The 22,074-nt window shown below is 57.8% G+C and carries 20 protein-coding genes and 1 tRNA gene; 9 read left to right on the top strand and 12 right to left on the bottom strand.

The window, feature by feature from the left end; all coding sequences use genetic code 11:
• Position 1: 1 nt before the first annotated feature.
• Positions 2–1,444, bottom strand: a complete 1,443-nt coding sequence (locus tag QZ487_RS05210; protein ID WP_296023647.1) for an SLC5 family protein — start codon at positions 1,442–1,444, stop codon at positions 2–4.
• A gap of 92 nt (positions 1,445–1,536) precedes the next feature.
• On the opposite strand from QZ487_RS05210, the gene QZ487_RS05205 reads away from it, so the two are divergent.
• From QZ487_RS05205 to galK, 4 genes are read left to right on the top strand one after another with little or no spacing between them, the layout of a single operon-like run.
• A complete protein-coding gene (locus QZ487_RS05205) occupies positions 1,537–3,639 on the top strand; it encodes an alpha-galactosidase (RefSeq protein WP_296023645.1) in 2,103 nt (700 codons plus the stop codon).
• Complete coding sequence (gene glpD / locus QZ487_RS05200; RefSeq protein WP_285976698.1) at positions 3,636–5,129, top strand: glycerol-3-phosphate dehydrogenase; 1,494 nt, start codon at positions 3,636–3,638, stop codon at positions 5,127–5,129. Before QZ487_RS05205 ends, glpD begins: the two co-directional genes overlap by 4 nt.
• A complete protein-coding gene (locus tag QZ487_RS05195; protein ID WP_296023644.1) occupies positions 5,126–6,205 on the top strand; it encodes a galactose-1-phosphate uridylyltransferase in 1,080 nt (359 codons plus the stop codon). Before glpD ends, QZ487_RS05195 begins: the two co-directional genes overlap by 4 nt.
• Complete coding sequence (gene galK, locus QZ487_RS05190; protein ID WP_296023642.1) at positions 6,198–7,235, top strand: galactokinase; 1,038 nt, start codon at positions 6,198–6,200, stop codon at positions 7,233–7,235. The genes QZ487_RS05195 and galK overlap by 8 nt, the downstream gene beginning before the upstream one ends.
• Here the strand turns inward: galK and QZ487_RS05185 are convergent.
• Positions 7,232–8,461, bottom strand: coding sequence for an Nramp family divalent metal transporter (locus QZ487_RS05185; RefSeq protein WP_296023641.1), 1,230 nt, complete (start codon positions 8,459–8,461; stop codon positions 7,232–7,234). The genes galK and QZ487_RS05185 overlap by 4 nt on opposite strands.
• Positions 8,458–12,102 carry a hydantoinase B/oxoprolinase family protein gene (locus QZ487_RS05180; protein WP_285976694.1) on the bottom strand — a complete coding sequence of 1,215 codons (3,645 nt, stop codon included), beginning with the start codon at positions 12,100–12,102 and terminating at the stop codon, positions 8,458–8,460. The genes QZ487_RS05185 and QZ487_RS05180 overlap by 4 nt, the downstream gene beginning before the upstream one ends.
• Positions 12,103–12,243: 141 nt before the next feature.
• On the opposite strand from QZ487_RS05180, the gene QZ487_RS05175 reads away from it, so the two are divergent.
• A complete protein-coding gene (locus QZ487_RS05175) occupies positions 12,244–12,489 on the top strand; it encodes a hypothetical protein (protein WP_296023640.1) in 246 nt (81 codons plus the stop codon).
• Positions 12,486–12,662, top strand: coding sequence for an ion channel (locus QZ487_RS05170; protein WP_349665860.1), 177 nt, complete (start codon positions 12,486–12,488; stop codon positions 12,660–12,662). Before QZ487_RS05175 ends, QZ487_RS05170 begins: the two co-directional genes overlap by 4 nt.
• A gap of 326 nt (positions 12,663–12,988) precedes the next feature.
• Here the strand turns inward: QZ487_RS05170 and rplA are convergent, their stop codons facing one another.
• The 4 genes from rplA to secE all read right to left on the bottom strand — a co-directional run bounded on the left by rplA (position 12,989) and on the right by secE (position 15,322).
• Positions 12,989–13,681: a 50S ribosomal protein L1 gene (gene rplA, locus QZ487_RS05165; protein ID WP_285976692.1), complete on the bottom strand. Its 693-nt coding sequence runs from the start codon at positions 13,679–13,681 to the stop codon at positions 12,989–12,991.
• A 4-nt stretch (positions 13,682–13,685) separates the two neighbouring features.
• The gene (gene rplK, locus QZ487_RS05160; protein ID WP_285976691.1) at positions 13,686–14,117 is read right to left on the bottom strand and encodes a 50S ribosomal protein L11; all 432 of its coding nucleotides are present in this window, start codon (positions 14,115–14,117) and stop codon (positions 13,686–13,688) included.
• A gap of 437 nt (positions 14,118–14,554) precedes the next feature.
• A complete protein-coding gene (gene nusG / locus QZ487_RS05155) occupies positions 14,555–15,091 on the bottom strand; it encodes a transcription termination/antitermination protein NusG (protein WP_285976690.1) in 537 nt (178 codons plus the stop codon).
• Between the two features lie 21 nt (positions 15,092–15,112).
• Positions 15,113–15,322 carry a preprotein translocase subunit SecE gene (gene secE, locus QZ487_RS05150; protein ID WP_285976689.1) on the bottom strand — a complete coding sequence of 70 codons (210 nt, stop codon included), beginning with the start codon at positions 15,320–15,322 and terminating at the stop codon, positions 15,113–15,115.
• A 250-nt stretch (positions 15,323–15,572) separates the two neighbouring features.
• Between secE and QZ487_RS05145 the strand changes: the two genes are divergently transcribed.
• The gene (locus QZ487_RS05145; protein WP_296023637.1) at positions 15,573–17,084 is read left to right on the top strand and encodes a sodium:alanine symporter family protein; all 1,512 of its coding nucleotides are present in this window, start codon (positions 15,573–15,575) and stop codon (positions 17,082–17,084) included.
• 207 nt (positions 17,085–17,291) lie between these two features.
• On the opposite strand, the gene QZ487_RS05140 is transcribed toward QZ487_RS05145, so the two are convergent.
• Positions 17,292–17,367 (bottom strand) — tRNA-Trp (locus QZ487_RS05140).
• A 123-nt stretch (positions 17,368–17,490) separates the two neighbouring features.
• On the opposite strand from QZ487_RS05140, the gene aat reads away from it, so the two are divergent.
• Complete coding sequence (gene aat, locus QZ487_RS05135) at positions 17,491–18,201, top strand: leucyl/phenylalanyl-tRNA--protein transferase (RefSeq protein WP_296023635.1); 711 nt, start codon at positions 17,491–17,493, stop codon at positions 18,199–18,201.
• Here the strand turns inward: aat and QZ487_RS05130 are convergent.
• Genes QZ487_RS05130 through QZ487_RS05115 form a run of 4 tightly spaced genes read right to left on the bottom strand, consistent with a single transcriptional unit; the run spans position 18,150 to position 20,199 of the window.
• Entirely contained in the window at positions 18,150–18,650 is a 501-nt protein-coding gene (locus tag QZ487_RS05130; RefSeq protein WP_296023634.1) for a DUF2155 domain-containing protein, read from the bottom strand. The two genes, aat and QZ487_RS05130, sit on opposite strands and share 52 nt — an antisense overlap.
• Positions 18,651–18,652: 2 nt before the next feature.
• Positions 18,653–19,048 carry an NADH:ubiquinone oxidoreductase subunit NDUFA12 gene (locus QZ487_RS05125; protein WP_285976685.1) on the bottom strand — a complete coding sequence of 132 codons (396 nt, stop codon included), beginning with the start codon at positions 19,046–19,048 and terminating at the stop codon, positions 18,653–18,655.
• Between the two features lie 48 nt (positions 19,049–19,096).
• The gene (locus tag QZ487_RS05120; RefSeq protein ID WP_285976684.1) at positions 19,097–19,615 is read right to left on the bottom strand and encodes a DUF192 domain-containing protein; all 519 of its coding nucleotides are present in this window, start codon (positions 19,613–19,615) and stop codon (positions 19,097–19,099) included.
• Positions 19,612–20,199: a regulatory protein RecX gene (locus tag QZ487_RS05115; protein ID WP_296023632.1), complete on the bottom strand. Its 588-nt coding sequence runs from the start codon at positions 20,197–20,199 to the stop codon at positions 19,612–19,614. Before QZ487_RS05115 ends, QZ487_RS05120 begins: the two co-directional genes overlap by 4 nt.
• A gap of 133 nt (positions 20,200–20,332) precedes the next feature.
• On the opposite strand from QZ487_RS05115, the gene QZ487_RS05110 reads away from it, so the two are divergent.
• Positions 20,333–22,066, top strand: a complete 1,734-nt coding sequence (locus QZ487_RS05110; protein ID WP_285976682.1) for a fatty acyl-AMP ligase — start codon at positions 20,333–20,335, stop codon at positions 22,064–22,066.
• Positions 22,067–22,074 lie beyond the last annotated feature (8 nt).

Here is a 22,074-nt window from a genome sequence, read left to right as displayed (position 1 = left end):
CTCAGGCCTTGGCGGAGGACCAAACCGGCTGAGCGCTTTGTCCGAGCAGTACCCGGTTCACTAACAGCGACACGAACACCGATAACAGCAGGGTCACCGCCATGCCGTGGATGTAGTGCGCTGGTTCCCAGACCATGCTCCAGAAGCCGTAGATGACCACGCCTGACACCACGCCTATCATGGCCGCAGCAGCTTGCACATTGGTAAAAAGCAGCCCCACAATGAAAGCCGAAAGTATCGGCATGGAAAGCAGGCCGTAGAGCTGCTGTACAGTGTTGATCAGGCTCTCCTGGCTGGCGAAGAACGGCACCAGTGTCAGCGCGAGCAGGCTCATGATGATCGAGACAATCGCACCCAGACGGCCGACTTTCCTCGGCTTGTCGATATAAGCTTCATGCATATCGCAGACATATAGCGCGGCAGAAGCGTTCAGAATCGAATTGAATGTGGTGAGTGCGGCTGCAAACAAAGCCGCAGCAAACGCGCCAGACAGCCATGTCGGGAGAACTTCCGCGACTATCATGCCGTACGCCCCATCGGACGGCACATCGCCGAACAGCTTGTAAGCCACGATACCTGGTACGACCACAATCAATGGAACGATCATCAGTCGGATAGCAGCCGCCACGAGCACGCCCTTCTGGGCTTCCTTCACGGTCGGTGAAGCCATCGCGCGCTGAGTGATCGTCTGGTTCGTTGACCAGTAAAATGTCTGGATGAAGATCATGCCTGTCAGCAACGTGGTCCAGGGTATATCGGAATCGCCATCTCCGATCAGCGTCAAACGATCAGCCGGAATGCCGCTGAAATCGAAATTGATCGCTTGAAGAGCGAGATAGACCACAACCAACGCCAAGCTAAGTATCAGAACCCCTGAATAAGTGTCTGAGACCGCGACAGCGCGCAATCCGCCGAAGACCGCATAGGCTGCGCCCACGATCGCGAGAACCACCGAGACCAGCATGATGTTCTCTATTCCGCCATCATAGCCCAACAGCGAAAGGAAAAATCGCGAGCCGCCATAGAGTATGGCAGGCAAGAATATGAAAAGATTGCCGGCAAGGAACAGCAGACTGATCAGCGCGCGAATGTGCTTGTCGCCATATTTCTTCTGCAGCAGCTCGGTCGTCGTCGTGCAGTTGTTTTTGTAGTAAACTGGCAGGAATACGAAGGCGAGAATGAACAGGCCGACGACTGCGGCCAATTCCCACCAGACGATCAACAACATCTGATTGCCATTCATGCTGACAAGCTGATCCGTAGACAGGTTCGTCAGCGTGATAGAACCAGCAACGAAGTACCAGGCCAACCCGCCATTCGCGAGGAAGTAATCACGTTCATCACCGGTGCCGGTGCCGCGTTTGCCCCTGCAATGAACGAATGTAGCAAAGGCAATTAGAGCTGTGATGCCAAGGAATACCGCGACCTGGATCGGATTGGCCATTGATTTTTCTCCCCTTCCCTCTTCTCGCGCGATAGCGGCCTCAATCGAAATCCGATAGAGCCATCAGCGAAAAGGTATCGGATAGTGAGAGCATGACAGTAGATTCGGGCACAGGTTTCATTGTTCTTCGCGCAAGCGGAACGATGATCGCTGTCGATGCGCGAACAGGTGAACGCCCGCGTATCCTGTATGCTGGACCAGACTTGCCCGATGCCACTCCGGAAGAGCTGGAAGACTTGGCAAAGCGTCAGCATGCGCCGGGCGGACCGCAGCAGCCCATTGCACCCTCCTGGCTTAATTGCATCGGCACCGGGCATCCTTCGCCTCCGGGCCTGCTCGCGCATTTGGCGGGAAAGCATTGGGCGCCCGATCCGCGAGTGACAGATGTTCAAACCGACGGAATAGGGTATTGCTGCATTACTGCAATCGACCGGTCGAGCGGAGTAGCGCTGCACCACTTGATCAATCTGGTCGGTGACAGCGGCGGAGCGCAGTTTGCAACAATTCTCAGCAATGACGGCGATACGCCGATCTCGCTCGAGTGGCTCAGCGCGATATGCCTGCCGCTCGATCCGCGTCTCACTCGCGTCACCAGCTTTACCGGCAAATGGGCCCGCGAATTCCAAACCGAACAACACAATCTGGTGCGCGGATCTTTTGTGCGGGAAAACCGCGCCGGACGAACCAGCCATGACAGCTATCCGGGATTTTACCTTGGCACTGCGCACACAAGCGAAACCCACGGTCTTGCATGCGCTGTGCATCTGGCTGCCAGCGGCAACCACCGTATGCGTGTTGACCGACTGGCCGATGATACCGTGTCACTGCAGGCGGGCGACCTGCTGCTACCGGGCGAGATTACACTGAAAGCAGGCGAGCAGCACATCTGCGCGCCAATCTTCGCGGCCTGGTCGGACGCAGGTTATGGCGATGTCACCCGCAAGCTGCACAGCTTCGTGCGCGATGACCTCGTCAAAGGCCCAAAGTCGCGCCCGGTCCATTTCAACACATGGGAAGCGGTGTATTTCGATCATTCGCCGGAGAAGCTGTTCTCATTGGCAGAGCAAGCCGCCGAAGTGGGCGCAGAGCGCTTCGTGCTCGACGATGGCTGGTTCGGCGCGCGGCGCAATGACCGTGCCGGACTGGGTGACTGGTACGTCTCCAGGGATGTCCATCCCGATGGGTTAAGACCTCTGGCCGATCACGTCCGTTCGCTCGGCATGGAATTCGGCCTATGGTTCGAACCGGAAATGGTCAATCCCGACAGCGATCTCTACCGTGCGCATCCCGATTGGGTACTGCAGGTCGAAGATGCCGAGCCCATCGTCTCTCGCCATCAGCTGCCGCTTGACCTGACCCGGCCAGAGGTCAGCGATTACCTGTTCGAGCGGATAACCACGCTCGTGCAAGAGCTCGACATTGCCTATATCAAATGGGACATGAACCGCGATATCCAGCACCCCGGTGGTGCGGATGGTCGCCCGGTGATGCATGCGCAGACCGCAGCGGTGTCGACACTGATCAACCGAATTCGCGGCGCATGTCCTGAACTCGCCATCGAGACCTGCTCAAGCGGAGGCGCGCGGGCTGATTACAATATGGTTGAGCGAACAGGGCGTGTGTGGACGAGCGACAATAACGACGCCCGTGCGCGCCATTCGATCATGCGCGGCGCGGCATACTTTCTGCCACTTGGCGTGCTGGGCAATCATGTGGGACCAAAGAAATGCCACATTACCGGGCGGCGGTTCGATATGCATTTCCGCGCGGGCACAGCCATGTTCGGGCACATGGGTATGGAGCTCGATCTCGCCAGGGAAAGCGAGGCCGATCGCGAGGTTCTGAAGCGTGCCATCGCGCTGCATAAACAGCATCGCGATCTGATCCATGAAGGCAATTACCACCGGCTGGAGACTAGCGATCATATTGCGGGGATTGCTGTCGTTTCGGCCGACGGACACAGCGCGATCGCCCAGCTGGCCGTTCTCGATCAGCACCCTGCCCCGCATCCGCCGCGGCTCAATTTCGTTGGCCTTGATCCAGCGAAGCGATATCAGGTTGCACTCTTGTGGCCCGAATTTGTGGCGCAGGGCGCAGGTAGCTTTGCCGGATCGGCATTGATGGGCTACGGACTTCAGCTTCCGCAAACTCATCCAGACACCTGCATGATTTACCACTTGGAAGCAGAGACTTGAGCGACGACAACACCTATGATTTGTTGATCATTGGCGGCGGGATCAATGGCGCGGGGATCGCTCGCGATGCCGCCGGGCGCGGGCTGAAGGTACTGCTGGTAGAAAAGGATGACCTGGGTTCGCACACGTCCAGCGCGTCTACAAAGTTGGTTCATGGCGGGTTGCGTTACCTGGAGCATTTCGAGTTCAGGCTGGTGCGCGAAAGCTTGATAGAGCGGGAGCGTTTGCTCAGGATTGCGCCGCATATAATCTGGCCGCTGCGCTTCGTTCTGCCGCATGACAAGGGGCTACGGCCCAAGTGGCTGCTCCGCCTGGGTCTGTTCCTGTATGACAATCTTGGCGGTCGAAAACTGCTTCCACCCACCAGATCGGTCAATCTACGCGATCATCCGCATGGCGAGATCCTAGAGGACCGCCTCTCTCGCGGGTGGGAATATTCGGACTGCTGGGTGGAAGACGCGCGGTTGGTTGCGCTCAATTGCCAGGACGCAAAAGAGCGCGGTGCGGACATCCGAACCCGTACCGAATGCGTGGAGTTGGGGCGCGGCTACGATGTTTGGAACGCGAAGTTGCGCGGCCAGCAAGGCGAAGAAACCGTGTCCGCCAAGATCGTGATCAACGCGGCCGGCCCCTGGGTCGACGATGTGCTCGACACCGCGCAGCCGGGCCGCAATCACACCAATCTGCGGCTGGTGAAGGGAAGCCATCTGGTGTTCCCCAAACTATACGAAGGCAGGCACGCCTATATCTTCCAGAACCGCGACAATCGTATCGTGTTTGCGATCCCCTATGAGCGCGAGTTCACCTTGGTTGGCACAACCGACGTGCTGTTCAAGGATGACCCCAACACTGTTGCTATTTCCGGCGAAGAGAAGAACTACATCTGCGATGCGATTAACGAATATCTGCGGCATGATGTGACCCCTGACGATGCGGTATGGGATTATGCCGGTGTTCGCCCGCTTTATGATGATCACCAATCCGACAACTCCACGGTAACGCGCGATTACGTGTTCGATCTGGATGAGAGTGGCGGCGCGCCGATCCTGTCGATCTTCGGGGGCAAGATCACCACCTATCGCAAGCTGGCCGAGCATGCGTTGCAAAAGCTGGGGTTGGCCGAAGGTGAAAGCTGGACCGGCAGCACCGCTTTGCCCGGCGGAGATATCGATCCCGCACGTTTCGATACTTTCTTTGCCGAAAGCATGGCCAAGTATCCATGGTTTGGCCCCGAGGGCGTACGGCGGCTTTGCCGAGCCTATGGCACCAACATCGATGCGATACTCGGGAAGGCCAAGGGGCTCGAAGATCTTGGCATGCATATGGGCGGCGATCTTTATGAGGCAGAGCTACGCTATCTTGTCGAGAATGAATTCGCACGCGATGCCGAAGACGCGCTGTGGCGGCGCAGCAAGCTGGGCCTGCATCTGGATAAGGCTGCGCAAGAGCGGGTTGCAGTATGGTTCTCAAATGCCGTGGTGCCAGCATGAGCAGGCCATTTGAGCTTGCGCGAAGCGTCGGCGGCGAACCGGTTTACTGCCGCGAACACATCAAGGCGGACGGGCGGATGCTGCGTCTTTATGGGCATGCGCCGCATGGACTCGAGCCCATACCTGAAGCTGCCGAGGACCTGCCGCATGGCGGCGAAATTCGCCACCATCCACTGCGCGACGAATGGAACGTTTACGCAGCACATCGGCAGAACCGTACGTTCAAACCGTCCGCAGCTGACGATCCGCTCGCGCCAAGCAGACCGGGCGGACCTGCGACCGAGATTCCCTTCGCAGATTTCGAGCTGGCGGTGTTCGACAACAAGTTTGCCGCCTTCCATCCGCGGGCCAACGAAGCCGCTTCGCTCGAAGGGATCGCGACTGAGCCGGCACGCGGCAAATGCGAAGTCGTCGTTTATGGGCCGGAAGCTGAAGGGAGCCTTTCAACGATTGGTCAGGACCGACGGCGCGTATTCCTGGCGGCGCTCCTCGATCGATATGAAAGCTTGTTTGCGAGCGGGTGCAAGTATGTTTTGCCGTTCGAGAATCGCGGCGACGAGGTGGGCGTGACGCTGCATCACCCGCATGGGCAGATCTACGGATTTGAACGAGTGCCAATGGTGCAGCAACGCGCGGCGGATGCCTTTGCGGGGGGCTATGATCTGGAGAGCGAGATCTCGACGGCCATGCCCGAATACGGAATTGAAGAGCAAGGCGGGATCGCCGCTCTCGTGCCGCGCTATGCCCGGTTCCCCTATGAAGTCTGGCTTGCTCCGCGCGTCCGCCGCGAGGGGCCGTGGGATTGCTCTGACGAGGAATTGGATGCGCTGGCGCATATGCTGGGCGAAGTTACCCGCCGCTATGATGCGCTGTTCGAAGGACCTGCAGCGACGATGATGGCATTCCACGCCGCGCCGGCAGGCGGTTCGGCTGGTTATCACTTCACCGTGCAGTTCTATCCGCTACTGCGCGCGCCAGGCAGGATCAAATATCTCGCTTCGGTCGAGCAGCATACCGGCGTGTTTACTGTGGATGTGATGCCCGAGGATGCAGCGAAGGCGCTGCGCGATGTCTGAAGTCCATATTCGGGTTCCAGGTCGCGTCAATCTGATTGGCGAGCATACCGATTACAATGGCGGAATGGTGCTTCCCGCGGCACTGTCGGTTGGGCTTGAACTGACACTTAGAGCAAGCAGCGATGATCAGGTCATCGCGCGGTCTATCAGCTATGACAAAGCAGTGCGTGATCTTTCAGATAGCGCGAGCGGAGAATGGTCTGATCCAGTCGTCGGCGCGCTACGGGAAGCCCGTAACATGGGGCTCATCGCGCAGGGCGCAGATGTTTCAATCACTTCGACAATACCGGCAGGCTCAGGCTTATCTTCCTCCGCCGCGCTGATCGTCGCGATACTGAAAGCCGCGCGAGAAGCTGGCGATGGAGCGCAGTCGGACGCTGAGATCGCTATCGCCGCACGCCGGGTCGAGAACGAATATATGGGTGTGCCTTGCGGTATCATGGACCAGATGGCGGTCGCACTCGCGACGCCCGGCACTGCAATGGCGCTTGATACGAAGACTCTTGAATACGAACTGTTGGCTCTGCCGAAGACCCACAAGATCGCGGTCATTCATTCCGGTGTGTTCCGCAAGCTGACCGAAGGTCGCTATGCCGAGCGCAAGCAGGAATGCGACGAGGCCAAGGCCTTTTTCGGGACCGAGGATCTTTGCCTGCTCGACCCCGAGAAGGTGACGCAGTCCTCGCTCGCTGAAATCCCGCGGAAACGCGCGCTCCATTGCGCAACCGAGCATCGCCGCGTGCTGGCAGCGATACAAGCGCTCAAGGCCGATAACATTGCCGCGCTGGGTCAAGCGATGAACGAGAGCCACATATCGATGCGCGACGATTTCGATATGTCGTTGCCGGAGATTGACGCCTTGGTCAGCGATGCACAGGAGTTTGGCGCGCTTGGAGCACGGCTAACAGGCGGCGGATTTGGCGGGTGCATCGTCGCTTGCGTTGAAAACGATGTGCTGGACAATTGGTTGGCCAAGCTGTTGGCTTCACATCCGCAAGCAACGCTGAATGATACCATTCGCGGCGCTTAAATCGCCCCCAGCGCGCCTAGCACCGAGCGCGCACCAAGCCCCGCCGCGATCACCAAAACAGCCACGCCCGCTACATTGGCTGCTATCTTGTTTACGTGCTTACCCAGCAGTTTTTCCTGATTCATGGCGTAAAGCAGGAAGCCCGCGATGACCGGCAGCAAGATGCCATTGGCGAATTGCGCGGAGAGAATAATGGTCACTGGACGAATACCAGTCAGCGAAAGTGCCGCTCCGATCAGGATCACACTTAGCGCCACCCAGCGCATGACATTCGGCTTCGTCTCTTCGCTGACGCCAAGAATTTCGGACATCGCATAACCCGTCGCCAGCGGCGCTGTGATCGCGCTGGTCAACCCGGCTGCGAACAGCCCCACCCCCATCAGATATTTCGCGTTCGAACCGAACAAGGGTTCAAACTGCGCTGCCATGTCAGCCGCGCTGGTAACAGCAATTCCGGCTGCAAACAGGCTGGCAGATGCAGTCGCGACAACCAGCATGGCTATCAAACCACCGATCCCGATAGTCACGACCGTGTCCGTGCGTGCGGCCGGTAGATCTTCCGGCCCGCTGAACCGGTTTCGCACAGCACTCGCGTGGAGAAACAGGTTGTAAGGGACCACAGTTGTGCCGATCAGCGCAACGACGGTCATCAATGCGCCGTCTGGAATAGTCGGCAAGAACGTGCCGCGAAGCATCGCGCCCAAGTCTGGTTGCACGATCAGAAATGTCGCCACGAAAGCAAGCGCCATGACCATCACAAGCGCTATCAGCACACGTTCGATATGGCGATAATTGCCCGATGCAAGCAGCGCTGCCGCCAGCAGCGAAATGGCGCCAATCGAACCGCGAAATGCCCATGCACTCTCCCCGGCAATGGCGGAGAGGCCCAGCGCAGCACCAGCCAGATTGCCACCTTCATATGCGGCATTGCCCATATAGAGCGCCGCGCCGACCAGTACGATCAATGGCCACCGCCAAACGGACGCATGGAATAGCTCTGCCAGTGCATCGCCAAGCCCTTTGCGCGTCACCACACCAAGCCTTGCAGCCATTTCCTGCAGAATGATCGTGGCAAACGTCGCAAACAGCAGTGCCCAGAGCAGCACATAACCAAAGTTCGCACCCGCAAGCGTCGACGTGGTAACGGTCCCCGGGCCGATAAAGGCCGCAGTGACTATCGCGCCCGGGCCCAAATTTTGCCCGATTTCTCGCAGCTTACCAATCATATGCTTCCCTCTGGCTCGCGATCGTGCGGGTCGCCAAACCCGCCCCCGGTTGGCGACCGGATAACAATGCAATCGCCCTCTTCGACTTCGGCCCGTCCGCACCCACCGAGGTCATCCTTGCGTCCATCACCGCGCTCGATCCAGTTCCGGCCCAGGCGACCCACCTCGCCGCCCAACACGCCAGCAGGCGCGACTTTCCGATGTTCGGATAGGATCGAGCATTGCATGGCTTCACGAAAGCGGATCCGGCGGGTGATCCCGTCTCCGGCATTCCACGTTCCCTTGCCACCTGAGCCGCGATCAATGCGGAATTCATCCAGTATCACCGGATATCGATGCTCCAGGATTTCAGGATCGGTCATGCGCGTATTGGTCATATGCGTGTGGACCGCCGACGCGCCATCGAAACCCGGCCCGGCAGGCGCGCCCGAACAAATCGTCTCGTAATATTGATAACGCGCATTGCCGAAGGTGAGATTGTTCATCGTACCCTGGCTGGACCCAAGTCGCCCAAGTGCCCCGAACAGGGCATCGGTGACCGCCTGGCTCGTCTCGACATTTCCTGCCACTACTGCTGCCGGAAAATGCGGATTCAGCAATGACCCTTCCGGCACCTCGATTTCCAGGGGCTTCATGCAACCTGCATTGAGGGGGATCTCGCTATCGACCAGGCAGCGGAAGACATAGAGTACCGCGGCGCGGGTGATCGCTGGCGGTGCGTTGAAGGCATTTGGCATTTGTGCGCTCGTACCGCTGAAATCGATGCGCGCGCTGCCCGCTTCCTTGTCGGCTGAAATCGTAACTTCGATCACCGCGCCGCAATCGAGCTCAAGCCGAAAACCGCCATCATCCAGCTCGCGTATAACCCTGCGAACTGCATCTTCGGCGGCGTCCTGAATGTGTCCCATATATGCGTGGACAATGCGGCGGCCATAATTTGCGACCAGTTTGCGAAGCTCGGCAGCGCCGGCAGCATTCGCGGCAACCTGAGCCATTAGATCAGCGATATTCTGAGACGGATTACGAGCGGGAAATTCGCACTCGGTCAGCGCCTGTTCAATCCGCTTGGTCATGAACTCGCCGCGCTCGACCAGCTTGAGATTGTTGAGCAACACACCCTCTTCATGGATTGTGGTTGCAAAGGGGGACATGGATCCGGGTGAAATCCCGCCGATATCCTCGTGATGCGCGCGGCTCGCAACGAAGAACATAATCTCCTCACCCGCTTCGTCAAAAACCGGAGAAATCACAGTTATATCAGGGAGGTGAGAGCCGCCATTATATGGATTGTTGGAGACAAAGACATCACCGGCATTGATCTCCCCACCGGATTCGATGATCACTTTGACACTCGCATCCATCGATCCCAGATGGACCGGCACATGCGGCGCATTGGCGACCAGATTGCCTGATGGGTCAAAGATCGCGCAGGAAAAATCGAGCCGCTCCTTTACGTTCACCGACTGGGAGGTGTTGCGCAGCACGATCCCCATCTGCTCGGCAATCGACATGAATTGGCTATTGAAGATCTCAAGTATGACCGGGTCCGGTTGAGTAGTGTCCGGCAACTTGTCCTGTGGGACACCGACCTGTGTCAGGATTAAATGCCCAAAGCTATTGACCAAGGCACGCCAGCCGCGCTCGACAATGATCGTATCGGTGTCGCTGATGATGATGGCAGGGCCGAAAAGCTCGTGACCAAAATCAAGCTGGCTTGCCTGATAGACAGAAGCCGAATGCCATTCGCCGCCAGCGAAGATTTCGCGTTGTGAGATTGGGGTGAGCGGTTCTGGCAGGGGTCGCTGTGCCTGCCGTTCGGTATAGGCTTCCCCGCCACATTCAGACACAACTACCAGGGTGTCGAGCAATAGCTCTTTGTCAGGCGCGACGAAGCCGAACTGGCGATTATGTGCACTTTCAAACTCACGGGCCATTTGCCCCAGGTCAACCACAGGCACACTGATCGCTGTCTCAGTTCCGCGATAGCGGAGCAGAGCCGATGCAGTATGGCTAACCGCGCTCGCTGCTACACCTTGCAAGGCGAAACTGGCGACGTTCGCCGCCTCTAATTCGGCAGTTGGGGAACGCAATGCATTGATCGCATCTCCACTAAGCGCCGTATCGATCACGCGCTGCGTCTCGCACTGTGTCTTCGCCAGACCCATCCCCAATGCTGATAGGACACCCGCCATCGGGTGCAGCATTATCGTTTTGATGCCCAGCCGCTCGGCGACAAGGCAAGCGTGTTGGCCGCCGGCGCCGCCGAAGCAGTTAAGCACGTAATTGGACACATCATAGCCGCGCGAAATCGAGATCTTCTTGATCGCTTGCGCCATGTGCTCAACCGCGATCCCTAGAAAGCCTTCGGCAACATCTTCCGCGCTGCGCCCGTCGCCAATTTCCTCCGCGATTTCCGCAAAGCCCGCATGCGAAGCCCGCGTATCGAGCGGCTCATCCTGTACAGGCCCGAAGATCGCCGGAAACAAATCCGGCTGCAGCTTGCCGAGGCAGGCATTTATGTCCGTTACAGTCAGAGGGCCGCCACGCCGATAACAGCGCGGTCCGGGATTGGCGCCCGCGGACTCCGGCCCGACACGCATCCGACCGTCTTGGTAGGACACAATCGAGCCGCCGCCTGCTGCCACCGTGTGAATATGCAGCATCGGGACGCGCATCCGCACACCAGCGACTTCGGTTTCGTAGACCTTTTCGAACTCACCGGCGTAATGCGAAACGTCGGTCGAGGTCCCACCCATGTCAAACCCGATGACCTTGTCAAAGCCGGCCAGTCGCGCAGTTTCGACGCATCCTACGATGCCGCCGGCAGGCCCGGATAGTATTGCATCGCGCCCACGGAACTGCGCAGCATCGGTGAGGCCGCCTGAGGACTGCATAAAGGACAGCTGACCAGGCGCGGGAGAATCGCCAAAGGCCGCAGAAACACGGTCAACGTAGCGTCTCAGGATCGGCGTGAGATACGCATCGACGATCGTCGTCTCGCCGCGCGACACGATCTTGGTCAGCGGGCTTACCTGATGGCTGACAGACACTTGAGTGAAGCCGATGTCATGCGCGATCTGCGCCAGCGCTTGCTCGTGCTGCGTATATTTGCACCCATGCATCAGCGCGATAGCGATGGCGCGATAGCCATCGTCAAAGGCGGTCTGCAAGACTGCAGTTGCCTGCGCCCGATCCAGCGGCATCTCGACAGTTCCGTCCGCCAGAATGCGCTCGTCTATTTCTAGCGATGCCGAGTATAGAGGCGCCGGCTTCACAATATTGAGCGCAAAAGTGTCGGGTCGCGCTTGGTACCCAATCTCTATCGCGTCACCCAGGCCGCGCGTGATCGCGAGCAGTGTGCGCTCGCCTTTGCGCTCAAGCAGGGCGTTGGTGGCGACGGTCGTCCCCATTTTGATCGCCTGAACCTGCCCAAGAGGAATCTCGGCATCTGCATCCAGCCCTAGAAACTCACGAACGGCATGCAGTGCAGCATCCTCGTGATTCTCCGGATTTTCGGAGAGGAGTTTGCGCGTATGCAATGCGCCATCTGGCGCGCGCGCAATCACATCAGTGAACGTCCCGCCTCTGTCGATCCAGAATTGCCACTTTAGGTCCGGCTCTGAAGTGGAGTTCGTTGTCATGCCCGGTCAGTTCCTGAACAAGATGCGCTGCTTTGGCAACGCCTTGCTTGCTAGCTTCGTACATGCCGCTTAGACAACTGGAGCCTGGGTCGCACCATGCTTGCCGGAGACCAGACGTTGCAAACCGCCCTGATTTCATTCGTGCTCGTCGCAGCAACGATACTGATACATTATGAAACGCTCCGTTTCACATCCTCGCGGCTGACCCATCTCAAGATTACACCGCAAATGCGGCTGGTGTTGATGCTGACTGCGGCCCTTCTGTCCCACATCGCGCAGGTTATGCTCTATGCACTTGCGTTCATCGGTCTTGAGGAGATTGGCGGGTTCGGATCTATTGACGCCCCCCGGGACACGGTTTCGATGACGCGTTCTATTTCTCCATAACCAGCTATACCACGCTTGGGATTGGCGATCTTTATCCCACTGGCGCGCTGAGGATTATCAGCGGGATCGAAGCCTTGAATGGCCTTGTCATGGTTGGCTGGACCGCTTCATTGACATATCTCTACATCGAGAAATTCTGGCATCTTGCCCCGCGCAGGCCGCGCGACAAGTAACGGATTCTCGAGCCTAGCCCGCTGTCTCGGTTAGCATGGCTTTCAGCCCTGAAAGTGCCTGTGCGCCAAATGGGTGCATGAGCGTTAATCAGAGTTATTGGTGACGCGCGCGATGGCGGGGGTCAGGAACCGATCATTGGCGGTTCGCGCCGAAGCGACCAGGCGCATCTGGATTATTGGTGCTGGATTAGGGGTTGCTGCGAGAAACAAGGAAAGAACGAGAAGGGGCCGAAGGATTACTCCTCCGGCCCCTACATAACCCACATCGCTGTAAGAAAGACTTGATACGGACCATTCCTGATCACATTAGCCAATGGCCAGCCAGATCAGGCGCCCTCAACCTCTGCTGCGTCGATCTTCAGGCCTGGGCCCATAGTCGAGGTCAGCGAGATCTTCCGGACGTATTTGCCCTTCGAGCCCGACGGCTTTGCCTTGACCACAGCCTGTGTCAGAGCTTCGAAGTTGGCTTTGAGGTCTTCATCCTTGAAAGACAGCTTGCCGATGCCCGAATGAATGATACCCATCTTCTCAACACGAAACTCGACCTGGCCGCCCTTGGCGTCCTTAACGGCCTGCTCGACGTTCGGTGTAACCGTGCCCAGCTTCGGGTTTGGCATCAGGCCCTTTGGACCCAGAACCTTGCCCAAGCGGCCCACAACGCCCATCATGTCAGGTGACGCAATCACGCGGTCATAATCAAGGTTGCCGGCCTGCATGTCTTCCATCAGGTCTTCTGCGCCAACCTTGTCAGCGCCAGCAGCCATTGCCTTGTCCGCATTCTCACCCTTGGCGAAAACAGCGACCTTCACGTCCTTGCCTGTGCCCGATGGCAGTGACACCATGCCGCGAACCATCTGGTCAGCGTGACGCGGGTCAACGCCCAGGTTCATCGCAACTTCAACGGTTTCGTCGAACTTCGCCTTGTGCTCACGCAGCGTCTTGATTGCTTCGTCAAAGGTGTACAGCTTCTCGCTATCGAGCGTAGCGAACGTCTTTTGCTTCTTTGTCAGCTTTGCCATGTTCTTAGCCCTCCACCACGTCGAGGCCCATCGAATGAGCAGAGCCTTCGATGATCTTGATTGCCTGGTCGATGTCATTCGCGTTGAGGTCGGCCATTTTGACTTCAGCGATTTCCTTCAGTTGCGAACGGGTGATCTTGCCAACCTTGTTCTTGTTTGGCTCGCCCGAACCCGATTTGATCTTCGCTGCTTTCTTGAGCAGGAAAGATGCCGGCGGTGTCTTGGTAACGAAGCTGAACGAACGGTCTGCATAAACGGTGATCGTCGTTGGGATCGGCGCGCCTTTTTCGAGGCTGTCCGTCGCGGCGTTGAACGCCTTGCAGAATTCCATGATGTTCACGCCGCGCTGACCCAGTGCCGGGCCGATCGGGGGTGACGGGTTTGCAATGCCCGCGGGCACTTGCAGCTTGATATAGCCTTCAATCTTCTTGGCCACTTGTGGCCTCCTTTCACACTGTCAGATGCAAGCAGCGGAGATCCCGCGAACGCATCTTCATGTTAAGTGGTCAAACAGCGAGTTTCCTCGCCTCCCACACGAATCCCCTTCGGGAAGGCGCGCAGTTAGCGATTTCGCGGCGATTTGCAAGCAATATCGCACCTTCAATCCCTACAGGATGGAACACATGGAACACTGTACTGGGGCAGAAATTCCGCGTGGGGAAAGGCGCCTTGTCAAGAACGATTTGCAACTGGGATTCTGCGATTTTCATGGCCGATCTTAACACAGTTTTTCAGCGAGTAGGAAAGCGGGGCGGATCGTCCGCAATTGGGTCGATTGCGGACACAATCTAACCGACGCGGATCACACGAAACGCTGACATGAAAAAGGGCGCCGCAGCGGGCGCCCTTCTAGATTATCGATAACTGTCGAGGTTACTTGACCAGTTCGACCTGTTCGAACTCCAGCTCAACCGGGGTTGCGCGACCAAAGATCGAAACCGAAACCTTGACCTTCTGCTTGTCGAAATCGAGTTCCTCGACTGTGCCGTTGAAGCTTGCAAACGGACCGTCGAGCACTTTGACCTGATCGCCAATCTCATAATCGACGCTGATCTGTTGTTTCGGAGCAGCTTTCGCTTCTTCGACGCCGCCGAAGTAACGCGCAGCCTCTTTCTCGCTGATCGGCTGCGGCTTTGCACCCGAACCCAGGAAGCCGGTTACCTTGGGCGTGTTCTTGACCAGGTGATAGACATCATCGGTCATCTTCAGCTTCGCAAGAACGTATCCAGGCATGAACTTGCGTTCGACCTGTACTTTCTTGCCCCGCTTGACCTCTGTCACCGTTTCAGTCGGAACCTGGACGTCCTCAACCGCTTCGGCCAAGCCGAGACGCTCTGCTTCATGCAGAATCGCGTCGCGAACCTTGTTCTCGAAACCGGAATAGGCGTGAATGATATACCAGCGGGCCATCGGTGAGTCAGTCCTTCAAACTTAAGCGAGCGAGAGCAGCCATTGCACGACTGCGTTGAAAACCGTGTCGACACCGAGGAAAAACAGCGACAAAATCACCATCATAATGAACACGAAAATCGCCGTGCGGATCGTCTCCTCACGGGTCGGCCACACTACCTTGCTAGTTTCGCTGCGAACCTGGTTCACAAATTCAGCCGGTGATGTCTTGCTCTTTTTCTCTTCGGCCATGATGTCAGCCTTCATCCTCGAAACAAATCGTTGCACTTCCGCTAGCGGGTTTCAGGTAGGGTTTCTCGCCGCCCCGAACAAGGTCCGGGAGGGGCTAAGAACTGATTCCAATGTCGGAAGACGGGGATGCAGATAGGCGGGGGACGGAGCAATTGCAAGCACAAGAAAGGCAGCATTGCGACTTGTGAAGTGCTGGACAGCACTCTAGCGTGCAGCGCTTCTTTACGGGTTGCTTTTGGGGAAGCCACAAATGGCAGTAGCAGATACAGCGGGGGTCAGCATGATCGACCGCGTGACCAACGTTTCCGATTTCATCTGGGGCGGGACATGGAACGGAGAGCTGGTTCCATGGCTATCCGTTGGCGGACAACCAATCCCGCCGATGACAATCATCTTGCTGGGCATTGGCCTGTACATCATGATCGGACTGAAATTCTATCCGATCCGCCAGTTAGGCAGCGCTTTCAAGGGCTTGTTTGCTGGCCGTAAAGGCGAAGGTGATGGTGAAATTTCACCGTTCGCAGCGCTTTCGACCGCGCTTTCCGGCCAAGTGGGCACAGGCAACCTGGCCGGTGTTGCCACTGCGATTGCTCTGGGCGGACCCGGCGCGATCTTCTGGATGTGGGTGACGGCACTGGTTGGCATGGCGCTCGCCTTTGCAGAGGGTTCGCTGGCCATTCGCTATCGTGAAACCACGTCGGATGGTGTGAAACGCGGCGGCCCGATGAGCTATATCATGATGGGCTTGGGGCCGAAATGGACGTGGCTCGCGATCCTGTTCTGCCTCGGCACGCTGTTCAGTGCGATGGTGACGGGCAATTCGATTCAGGCAAACGCGGTCGCTGACGGTCTCAACGAGCTGTTCGGCATCGAAGAATGGCTAGGCGGTCTGATCGTCGCGATTGCCGTCTTTGTCGTGATTATCGGCGGCATCAAGTCGATCGGCAATGTGGCGGAGAAAGTGATCCCGTTCATGGCTGGTGCGTATATTGTGATGGCGGTGATCGCGCTGATCCTGAACGCGTCAGATATTCCGGCCACTTTCGGCCTGATCTTCCACGGGGCGTTCAATCCGCAAGCAGCGACCGGCGGCTTTGTCGGTGCAGCGATTGCGCTGGCAATCCGGGCCGGTGTGGCACGCGGACTGTTCTCGAACGAGGCAGGTCAAGGTTCGACACCAATCGCGCACGCAGTCGCGCAAACCAATGATCCGCAGCAACAGGGCCGCATGGCTATGCTGGGCACGTTTATCGATACGATCGTGATCTGCACCATGACGGCTCTGGTGATCCTGACTGTGCAGGGTGACTTCACCGGCAATGGCGAAGCGGTTGCCCATGCGTGGAATTCGGACTTACAAGGTTTTGCGATGACGAGCGGCGCGTTTGCAGCGGCATTCCCGGTCGAGATTTTCAGCATTCCGATCGGAACGCTGATCGCATCAACCGCACTGATCCTGTTCGTGTTCACGACTTTGCTGACCTGGAGTTACTACGGCGAGCGTGCGATCACCTTCATTTATGACCGTGTCCCGGGATCGACCCGCGGTGGTGAGAAGATCCTGCACATCATCTGGCGGGTGCTGTGGTGCGTGGTGATCTATGTGGGTTCGACGCAGGATCTGACGCTTGTCTGGCGCTTGGGCGACATCTCCAACGCGGCGATGGCTCTGCCGAACTTGCTCGCTCTCGCGCTGCTATCAGGCGTGGTCTTCAAGCTGGCACAGGGTGATAAGACCGCCGGCAAGGATTTCCATGCCTAAACGCCGGAAGAGCCTGAAGAATATTAGGCTCTCCAAACCGGAAACCATAAAGGCCGGCCCAGCGATGGGCCGGCCTTTTGCTTTGATTAGAGTTTTTCGCGAAGCGACCCAAAGGGCGACTACCCGCCCGCAGCGACGCGATCTTCAGATCGCGTGAGCTAGGATTTCGTACGCCGGAAGGCGTGCAGGTCCACAAAAGAGAAGAAATGGCAGGGGCGACAGGATTCGAACCCGTGGCCCTCGGTTTTGGAGACCGATGCTCTACCAACTGAGCTACGCCCCTGCACGAGGGAAAGCCCTCTATCGCCAAGCAAGGCACATGGCAACATCAATAGCGCGCCAAATCCGCACCGGATGCATTTGCGCTTGGATTCCTCGCTCCAAAGCCTGCTATGCTGCTATCCCCATGCATTCACCGTTTCCTCCACCCATACCAGCCGAGATGTTGCTGCTTGCCTATCGCAGCGGCATTTTCCCCATGGCCGACAGGCGCGATGACCCTGAAGTCTTCTGGGTCGAGCCCAAAGAGCGCGCGATCATACCATTGGACAGGTTTCGTGCGTCGAAAAGCCTGCGTAAACTGATCTCGAAAGATGTGTTCCGCGTCTCAGTCGATGAAGCATTTGACGAGGTTATCAACGCATGCGCGCAGCCGCGCGAGGATCATCCTGAAAGCTGGATCAGCGAGCGGATCATCGCCAGCTATCGTCAGCTTCACCGCGCGGGGCATGCGCATTCGGTTGAGTGCTGGGCAATGGAAGATGGAACAGAGAAGCTGGTCGGTGGGCTGTACGGCGTCAGCTTCGATCAGGTATTCTGCGGCGAAAGCATGTTCAGCCAGCGCAGCAATGCCAGCAAGGTCGCGCTCGGTTGGCTCGTATCGCTGATGAATGCAGCGGGATACAGGCTACTCGACTGCCAGTTTATGACCGATCATTTGCGTTCGATGGGCGCGGTTGAGATCACGCAGAAGCAATATCTGGAAGCGCTGGCGCATTGCGGCGGTTCACCCTTTACAACATTGCCGAAAGCGCACGAAACGCTGCTCAGCGATGCTGAGCGCGGTCACTCTTCGCCTGGAAAGCTCATTGCACAATCTTTGACCCAAACGTCATAGACCGGGTGTTCGACGACGTTGAGGCTGGGCGATTCCTTGAATAGCCAGCCTGAGAAAATCCGCTCGAAATTGTCCGAACCGCGTGGTTGCACTGCCACTTGAACGAAAGCACCGGTTTCGCGCTGCATTTCCCATGGCGCGGTACGCTCGCACGCGCTCAGAGTGATGCGGATAGCGCCAAATGTCTGGGTTTCGCCTGGCGCGATCTGGATATCCTGGCTCGAATTGTTGCGTTTATTGAGCAAGCCCAGCGTGGCGACGCGTTCTTGCATCGGCGTGCCGATTTCCGCCCCGTCGGCCACGTCCATCGCGTCCCCAGCCGCAAATTCCTGAACACTTCGCGCCGGCATCTGAGTGGTGACCGAATCTTCAGGAGCGACGTCGCCTTGCGAACAGGCCGCGATCAACAAAGCCGCAAGCGCAACCGATCCAAGGCGCATAACGCGCATGATCAGCCTTCCGGGCTCCATGCCTCATAATCGCCTGTAGCCTTGGCGCGTTTTCCGCCGCGCTCCAGCGCCCCTTGCGGGCGATAGGCAGCGGCCGTTCCCGTCGCATTGGGCGTGTAATCAGCTTCCCAAATCTTGGGCGGCGGCAAATAGCTTTCAGGGACATCGCCAAACGCACCGTGAAGCCAGCCGTGCCATTCAGCCGGCACGCGGCTTGCATCATTATTGCCATCATAGATCACCCAGCGGCGCTCTTGCTGACCCTGCTGGGATTTGGAGCGGTAATATTTGTTACCTTGCGCATCCGTGCCGACATGCTCGCCCTTGCGAGCGGTGTAGAGCATGGTGCCAATGGTCGCGCCATCCCACCAGGTGAATATTTTGTCGAAGATTCCCATAGCGAGGCTGCGCTTAGCCCAATGCGCGTTTATGGCCAAGCAGGAACGTCATTCCGGCAGCGAATATTCCACTTTATCGCCCGGCTTGATGCCAAGCGCGGCCGAGCGCCCTGCGCGCAGCTCAAATACCGCGCTCGTCAATCCGCCTGACGACACCGACAGGAGCGAATAGGGCTCCGTATTGGCGGCGATATTCAAGATCCGACCGTCGGTGCCCACGAAGATGATGTCGAGCGAAAGCGGAGTGTTCTTCATCCAGAAGCTGCGCGGCTCCGGCCCGTCAGACGGGAACAGCATCCCTTCAAAATCGCCCAGCTCGGTACGAAACATCAGGCCCCGGCTTTGCGCTTCATCGGTATCGGCCAGTTCAACCCGAAATGTATGGACTGTCTCACCCGACTGCACGGTCAGATCCATGACTTGCAGCCCCGACAAGGGGTGACGCTCGACCTCGCCTTCTGCAACAGCGGCTTCGCTGGGGCTGGCCACAACATTGACTTCGGACGCTGGCGAGCACCCGATCAGCATGCACGCACTCAACGCCAGCATTGCCCATTTGAAAGTCATGTCCAATCGTCCGCTGCTTCAGAAACCCATTGCTCTGCTTCGTCCATACTGGATGCATCCACTATGGCTTTGGCCGCAGCGAAATCATGGCCTGCGCGCACCATCGCTGCAATCTGTTTCTCACGCTTGGCGAGGTCAATTCCACGAGACGCATCGAAATCACGCCCAAACGGCCCGAACCCGCGTTTGCTGGCCAAGGCCATTGCAGCATGACGGCGATGGCTTTCATCGGGGGCAACATCGCTTCGGATAGTTTCATCCACACCCGCTGAGCGCAGGGCCTGTTCCACGCGCCTGCTCCCATAACCTTTGCGCAGCAAACCGGCAGACTTGGCCTGCGCGTAAGCTGCATCGTCAATATAGCCCAACTCGACGATCCGATCTGCAACCGCGTCGACATCAAGAGTGTCAGCCCCCTCTTCCACTCCGCGTTCGCGAATCTTGCGATGCAGATACGTTACCAGTTTAGCTCGAGTGGTGGAAAATCGCGCGACATATGTAAGCGCCAAATCGCGCAGTTTGGCCTGATCCAACGGCGTTGCGGCGCACGTTTTGCGCGATGAGCGGGTTTGCTTTACGGCCATTTCGCCTTATTCGTGCCACACTCCTTATCAAATGGGAAAGATGGATTGGTTGCGGAATGAGGGTTTTTTCCGCATTGGTGACAAAAATGGTATTGTTTCAGATGCCACAAGTAACGGGTTCCGCTAGATAATTATGACCGACGCCGCATTGCAGCCGACGCCGAATGATTGTCCTTTGCCACGGCGCAAATCGGACTTTTCGACCTTTAATGAAGCGATCGATTACGCCGCACGGAGCCAAAAGGGGCTCAATTTCCACGATATGCGGGGCACTTTGGAGCGCCCCTATCCTTTTTCCGAAATGCGCGACGACGCATTGGTCATGGCACGCCAGCTGATCGCCTACGGAATTGGCAAGGAAGACCGCGTTGCCCTGATCGCGGAAACCGGCCCGGATTTCGCAGCCATGTTCTGCGCCTGCGTTTATGTTGGCGCGTGGCCTGTGCCGCTACCCTTGCCCACATCATTTGGTGGCAAGGAAAGCTATATCGATCAGCTGACCGTCCAACTGAACAGCTCGGACCCAAAGCTTCTGCTTTACCCGGAAGAGATCGGCGAGATGGCAGCCGCCGCGGCTGAGCGTCAGGGTTGTGCAGGCGAAGCCTACGAGCAATTCAAGACACGCGAAGCGCCCGAATGCGAACTGCCGAAGGCTGATCCGGAGGACATTTGCTATCTGCAATATTCATCCGGCTCGACCCGTTTCCCGACCGGCGTAGCAGTGACGCACCGCGCACTGCTGCACAATCTGTACGGCCACTCCACCAGCATGCATGTTGGGGAAGGTGACCGCTGCGTCAGCTGGTTGCCGTGGTATCATGACATGGGTCTGGTCGGCTGTTTCCTCTCGCTGATCGCCAACCAGGTCAGCTGCGACTATCTGAAACCTGATGCCTTCGCGCGGCGTCCACTGGCATGGCTCGATCTGATCAGCCGCAATAAGGGCACAACGCTCTCTTACTCGCCAACATTCGGATACGATATCTGCGCGCGCCGCATCTCCAGCCAGAGCCATGTCGCCGACCGGTTTGATCTGTCGCGCTGGCGCGTGGCCGGCAATGGCGCGGACATGATCCGCCCGGATGTCATGCAAAGCTTCGTGAATGCGTTCAGCGACGCAGGCTTCAAGGCCAGCGCCTTTACGCCCAGCTATGGTTTGGCTGAAAGCGTGCTCGCGGTCACTGTCATGCCCCCAGGTGAAGGAATACGCGTCGAACTGGTCGAGGAAGAACGCCTGTCCGGCACTCCGCGCGATCTGTCACGCCCGGCCCGATACCGTGCCATCGTCAATTGCGGCAAACCGGTGCCTGACATGAAAGTCGAGATCCGCGGCGAGAATGGTGCGGTTAAAGGAGATCACCAGATCGGCAAGGTCTGGTGCGAAGGCCCCAGCGTCATGCATTCCTATTTCCGGAATCCGGAAGCGACTGAGGAATGCCTGGTCGATTGTTGGCTCGACACAGGTGACATGGGTTATACCGACAAGGGTTATCTGTTCATTGTCGGGCGCGCCAAGGACATGATCATCATCAATGGTAAAAACCATTGGCCGCAGGATATCGAATGGGCGGTCGAGCAATTGCCCGGATTCAACCATGGCGATATCGCGGCCTTTTCCGTCGAGAAAGAGAATGGCGAAGAAGCACCGGCGGTGCTGGTCCATTGCCGCGTGTCTGACCCTGAAGAACGGGTCAAACTGCGCAATGAGATCGCAGACAAGGTTCGCGGCGTAACCGGCATGAGCTGCGTTGTGGAACTGGTGCCGCCACGCACGCTTCCTCGCACCAGCTCAGGCAAATTGAGTCGCGCGAAGGCTAAGAAGTTGTATCTGGCGGGCGAGATTGTGCCGCTGGAGATTGCTGCCTAAGCGCCTTT

Origin of the sequence: uncultured Altererythrobacter sp. (genome assembly GCF_913057185.1) — a bacterium.
Lineage (GTDB): Bacteria > Pseudomonadota > Alphaproteobacteria > Sphingomonadales > Sphingomonadaceae > Erythrobacter > Erythrobacter rubellus.
This window is presented reverse-complemented; position numbering and strand designations above follow the sequence as displayed.

What these genes read in the sequence shown, in the direction of transcription:
- nusG (WP_285976690.1), bottom strand. Translation starts at nt 15,091, where the DNA reads ATGGCCCGCTGGTATATCATTCACGCCTATTCCGGTTTCGAGAACAAG.
- secE (WP_285976689.1), bottom strand. Translation starts at nt 15,322, where the DNA reads ATGGCCGAAGAGAAAAAGAGCAAGACATCACCGGCTGAATTTGTGAAC.
- rplA (WP_285976692.1), bottom strand. Translation starts at nt 13,681, where the DNA reads ATGGCAAAGCTGACAAAGAAGCAAAAGACGTTCGCTACGCTCGATAGC.
- QZ487_RS05205 (WP_296023645.1), top strand. Translation starts at nt 1,537, where the DNA reads ATGACAGTAGATTCGGGCACAGGTTTCATTGTTCTTCGCGCAAGCGGA.
- QZ487_RS05125 (WP_285976685.1), bottom strand. Translation starts at nt 19,048, where the DNA reads ATGGGAATCTTCGACAAAATATTCACCTGGTGGGATGGCGCGACCATT.
- QZ487_RS05145 (WP_296023637.1), top strand. Translation starts at nt 15,573, where the DNA reads ATGGCAGTAGCAGATACAGCGGGGGTCAGCATGATCGACCGCGTGACC.
- QZ487_RS05130 (WP_296023634.1), bottom strand. Translation starts at nt 18,650, where the DNA reads ATGCGCGTTATGCGCCTTGGATCGGTTGCGCTTGCGGCTTTGTTGATC.
- QZ487_RS05195 (WP_296023644.1), top strand. Translation starts at nt 5,126, where the DNA reads ATGAGCAGGCCATTTGAGCTTGCGCGAAGCGTCGGCGGCGAACCGGTT.
- galK (WP_296023642.1), top strand. Translation starts at nt 6,198, where the DNA reads ATGTCTGAAGTCCATATTCGGGTTCCAGGTCGCGTCAATCTGATTGGC.
- QZ487_RS05120 (WP_285976684.1), bottom strand. Translation starts at nt 19,615, where the DNA reads ATGACTTTCAAATGGGCAATGCTGGCGTTGAGTGCGTGCATGCTGATC.
- aat (WP_296023635.1), top strand. Translation starts at nt 17,491, where the DNA reads ATGCATTCACCGTTTCCTCCACCCATACCAGCCGAGATGTTGCTGCTT.
- QZ487_RS05110 (WP_285976682.1), top strand. Translation starts at nt 20,333, where the DNA reads ATGACCGACGCCGCATTGCAGCCGACGCCGAATGATTGTCCTTTGCCA.
- QZ487_RS05115 (WP_296023632.1), bottom strand. Translation starts at nt 20,199, where the DNA reads ATGGCCGTAAAGCAAACCCGCTCATCGCGCAAAACGTGCGCCGCAACG.
- QZ487_RS05210 (WP_296023647.1), bottom strand. Translation starts at nt 1,444, where the DNA reads ATGGCCAATCCGATCCAGGTCGCGGTATTCCTTGGCATCACAGCTCTA.
- QZ487_RS05185 (WP_296023641.1), bottom strand. Translation starts at nt 8,461, where the DNA reads ATGATTGGTAAGCTGCGAGAAATCGGGCAAAATTTGGGCCCGGGCGCG.
- QZ487_RS05180 (WP_285976694.1), bottom strand. Translation starts at nt 12,102, where the DNA reads ATGACAACGAACTCCACTTCAGAGCCGGACCTAAAGTGGCAATTCTGG.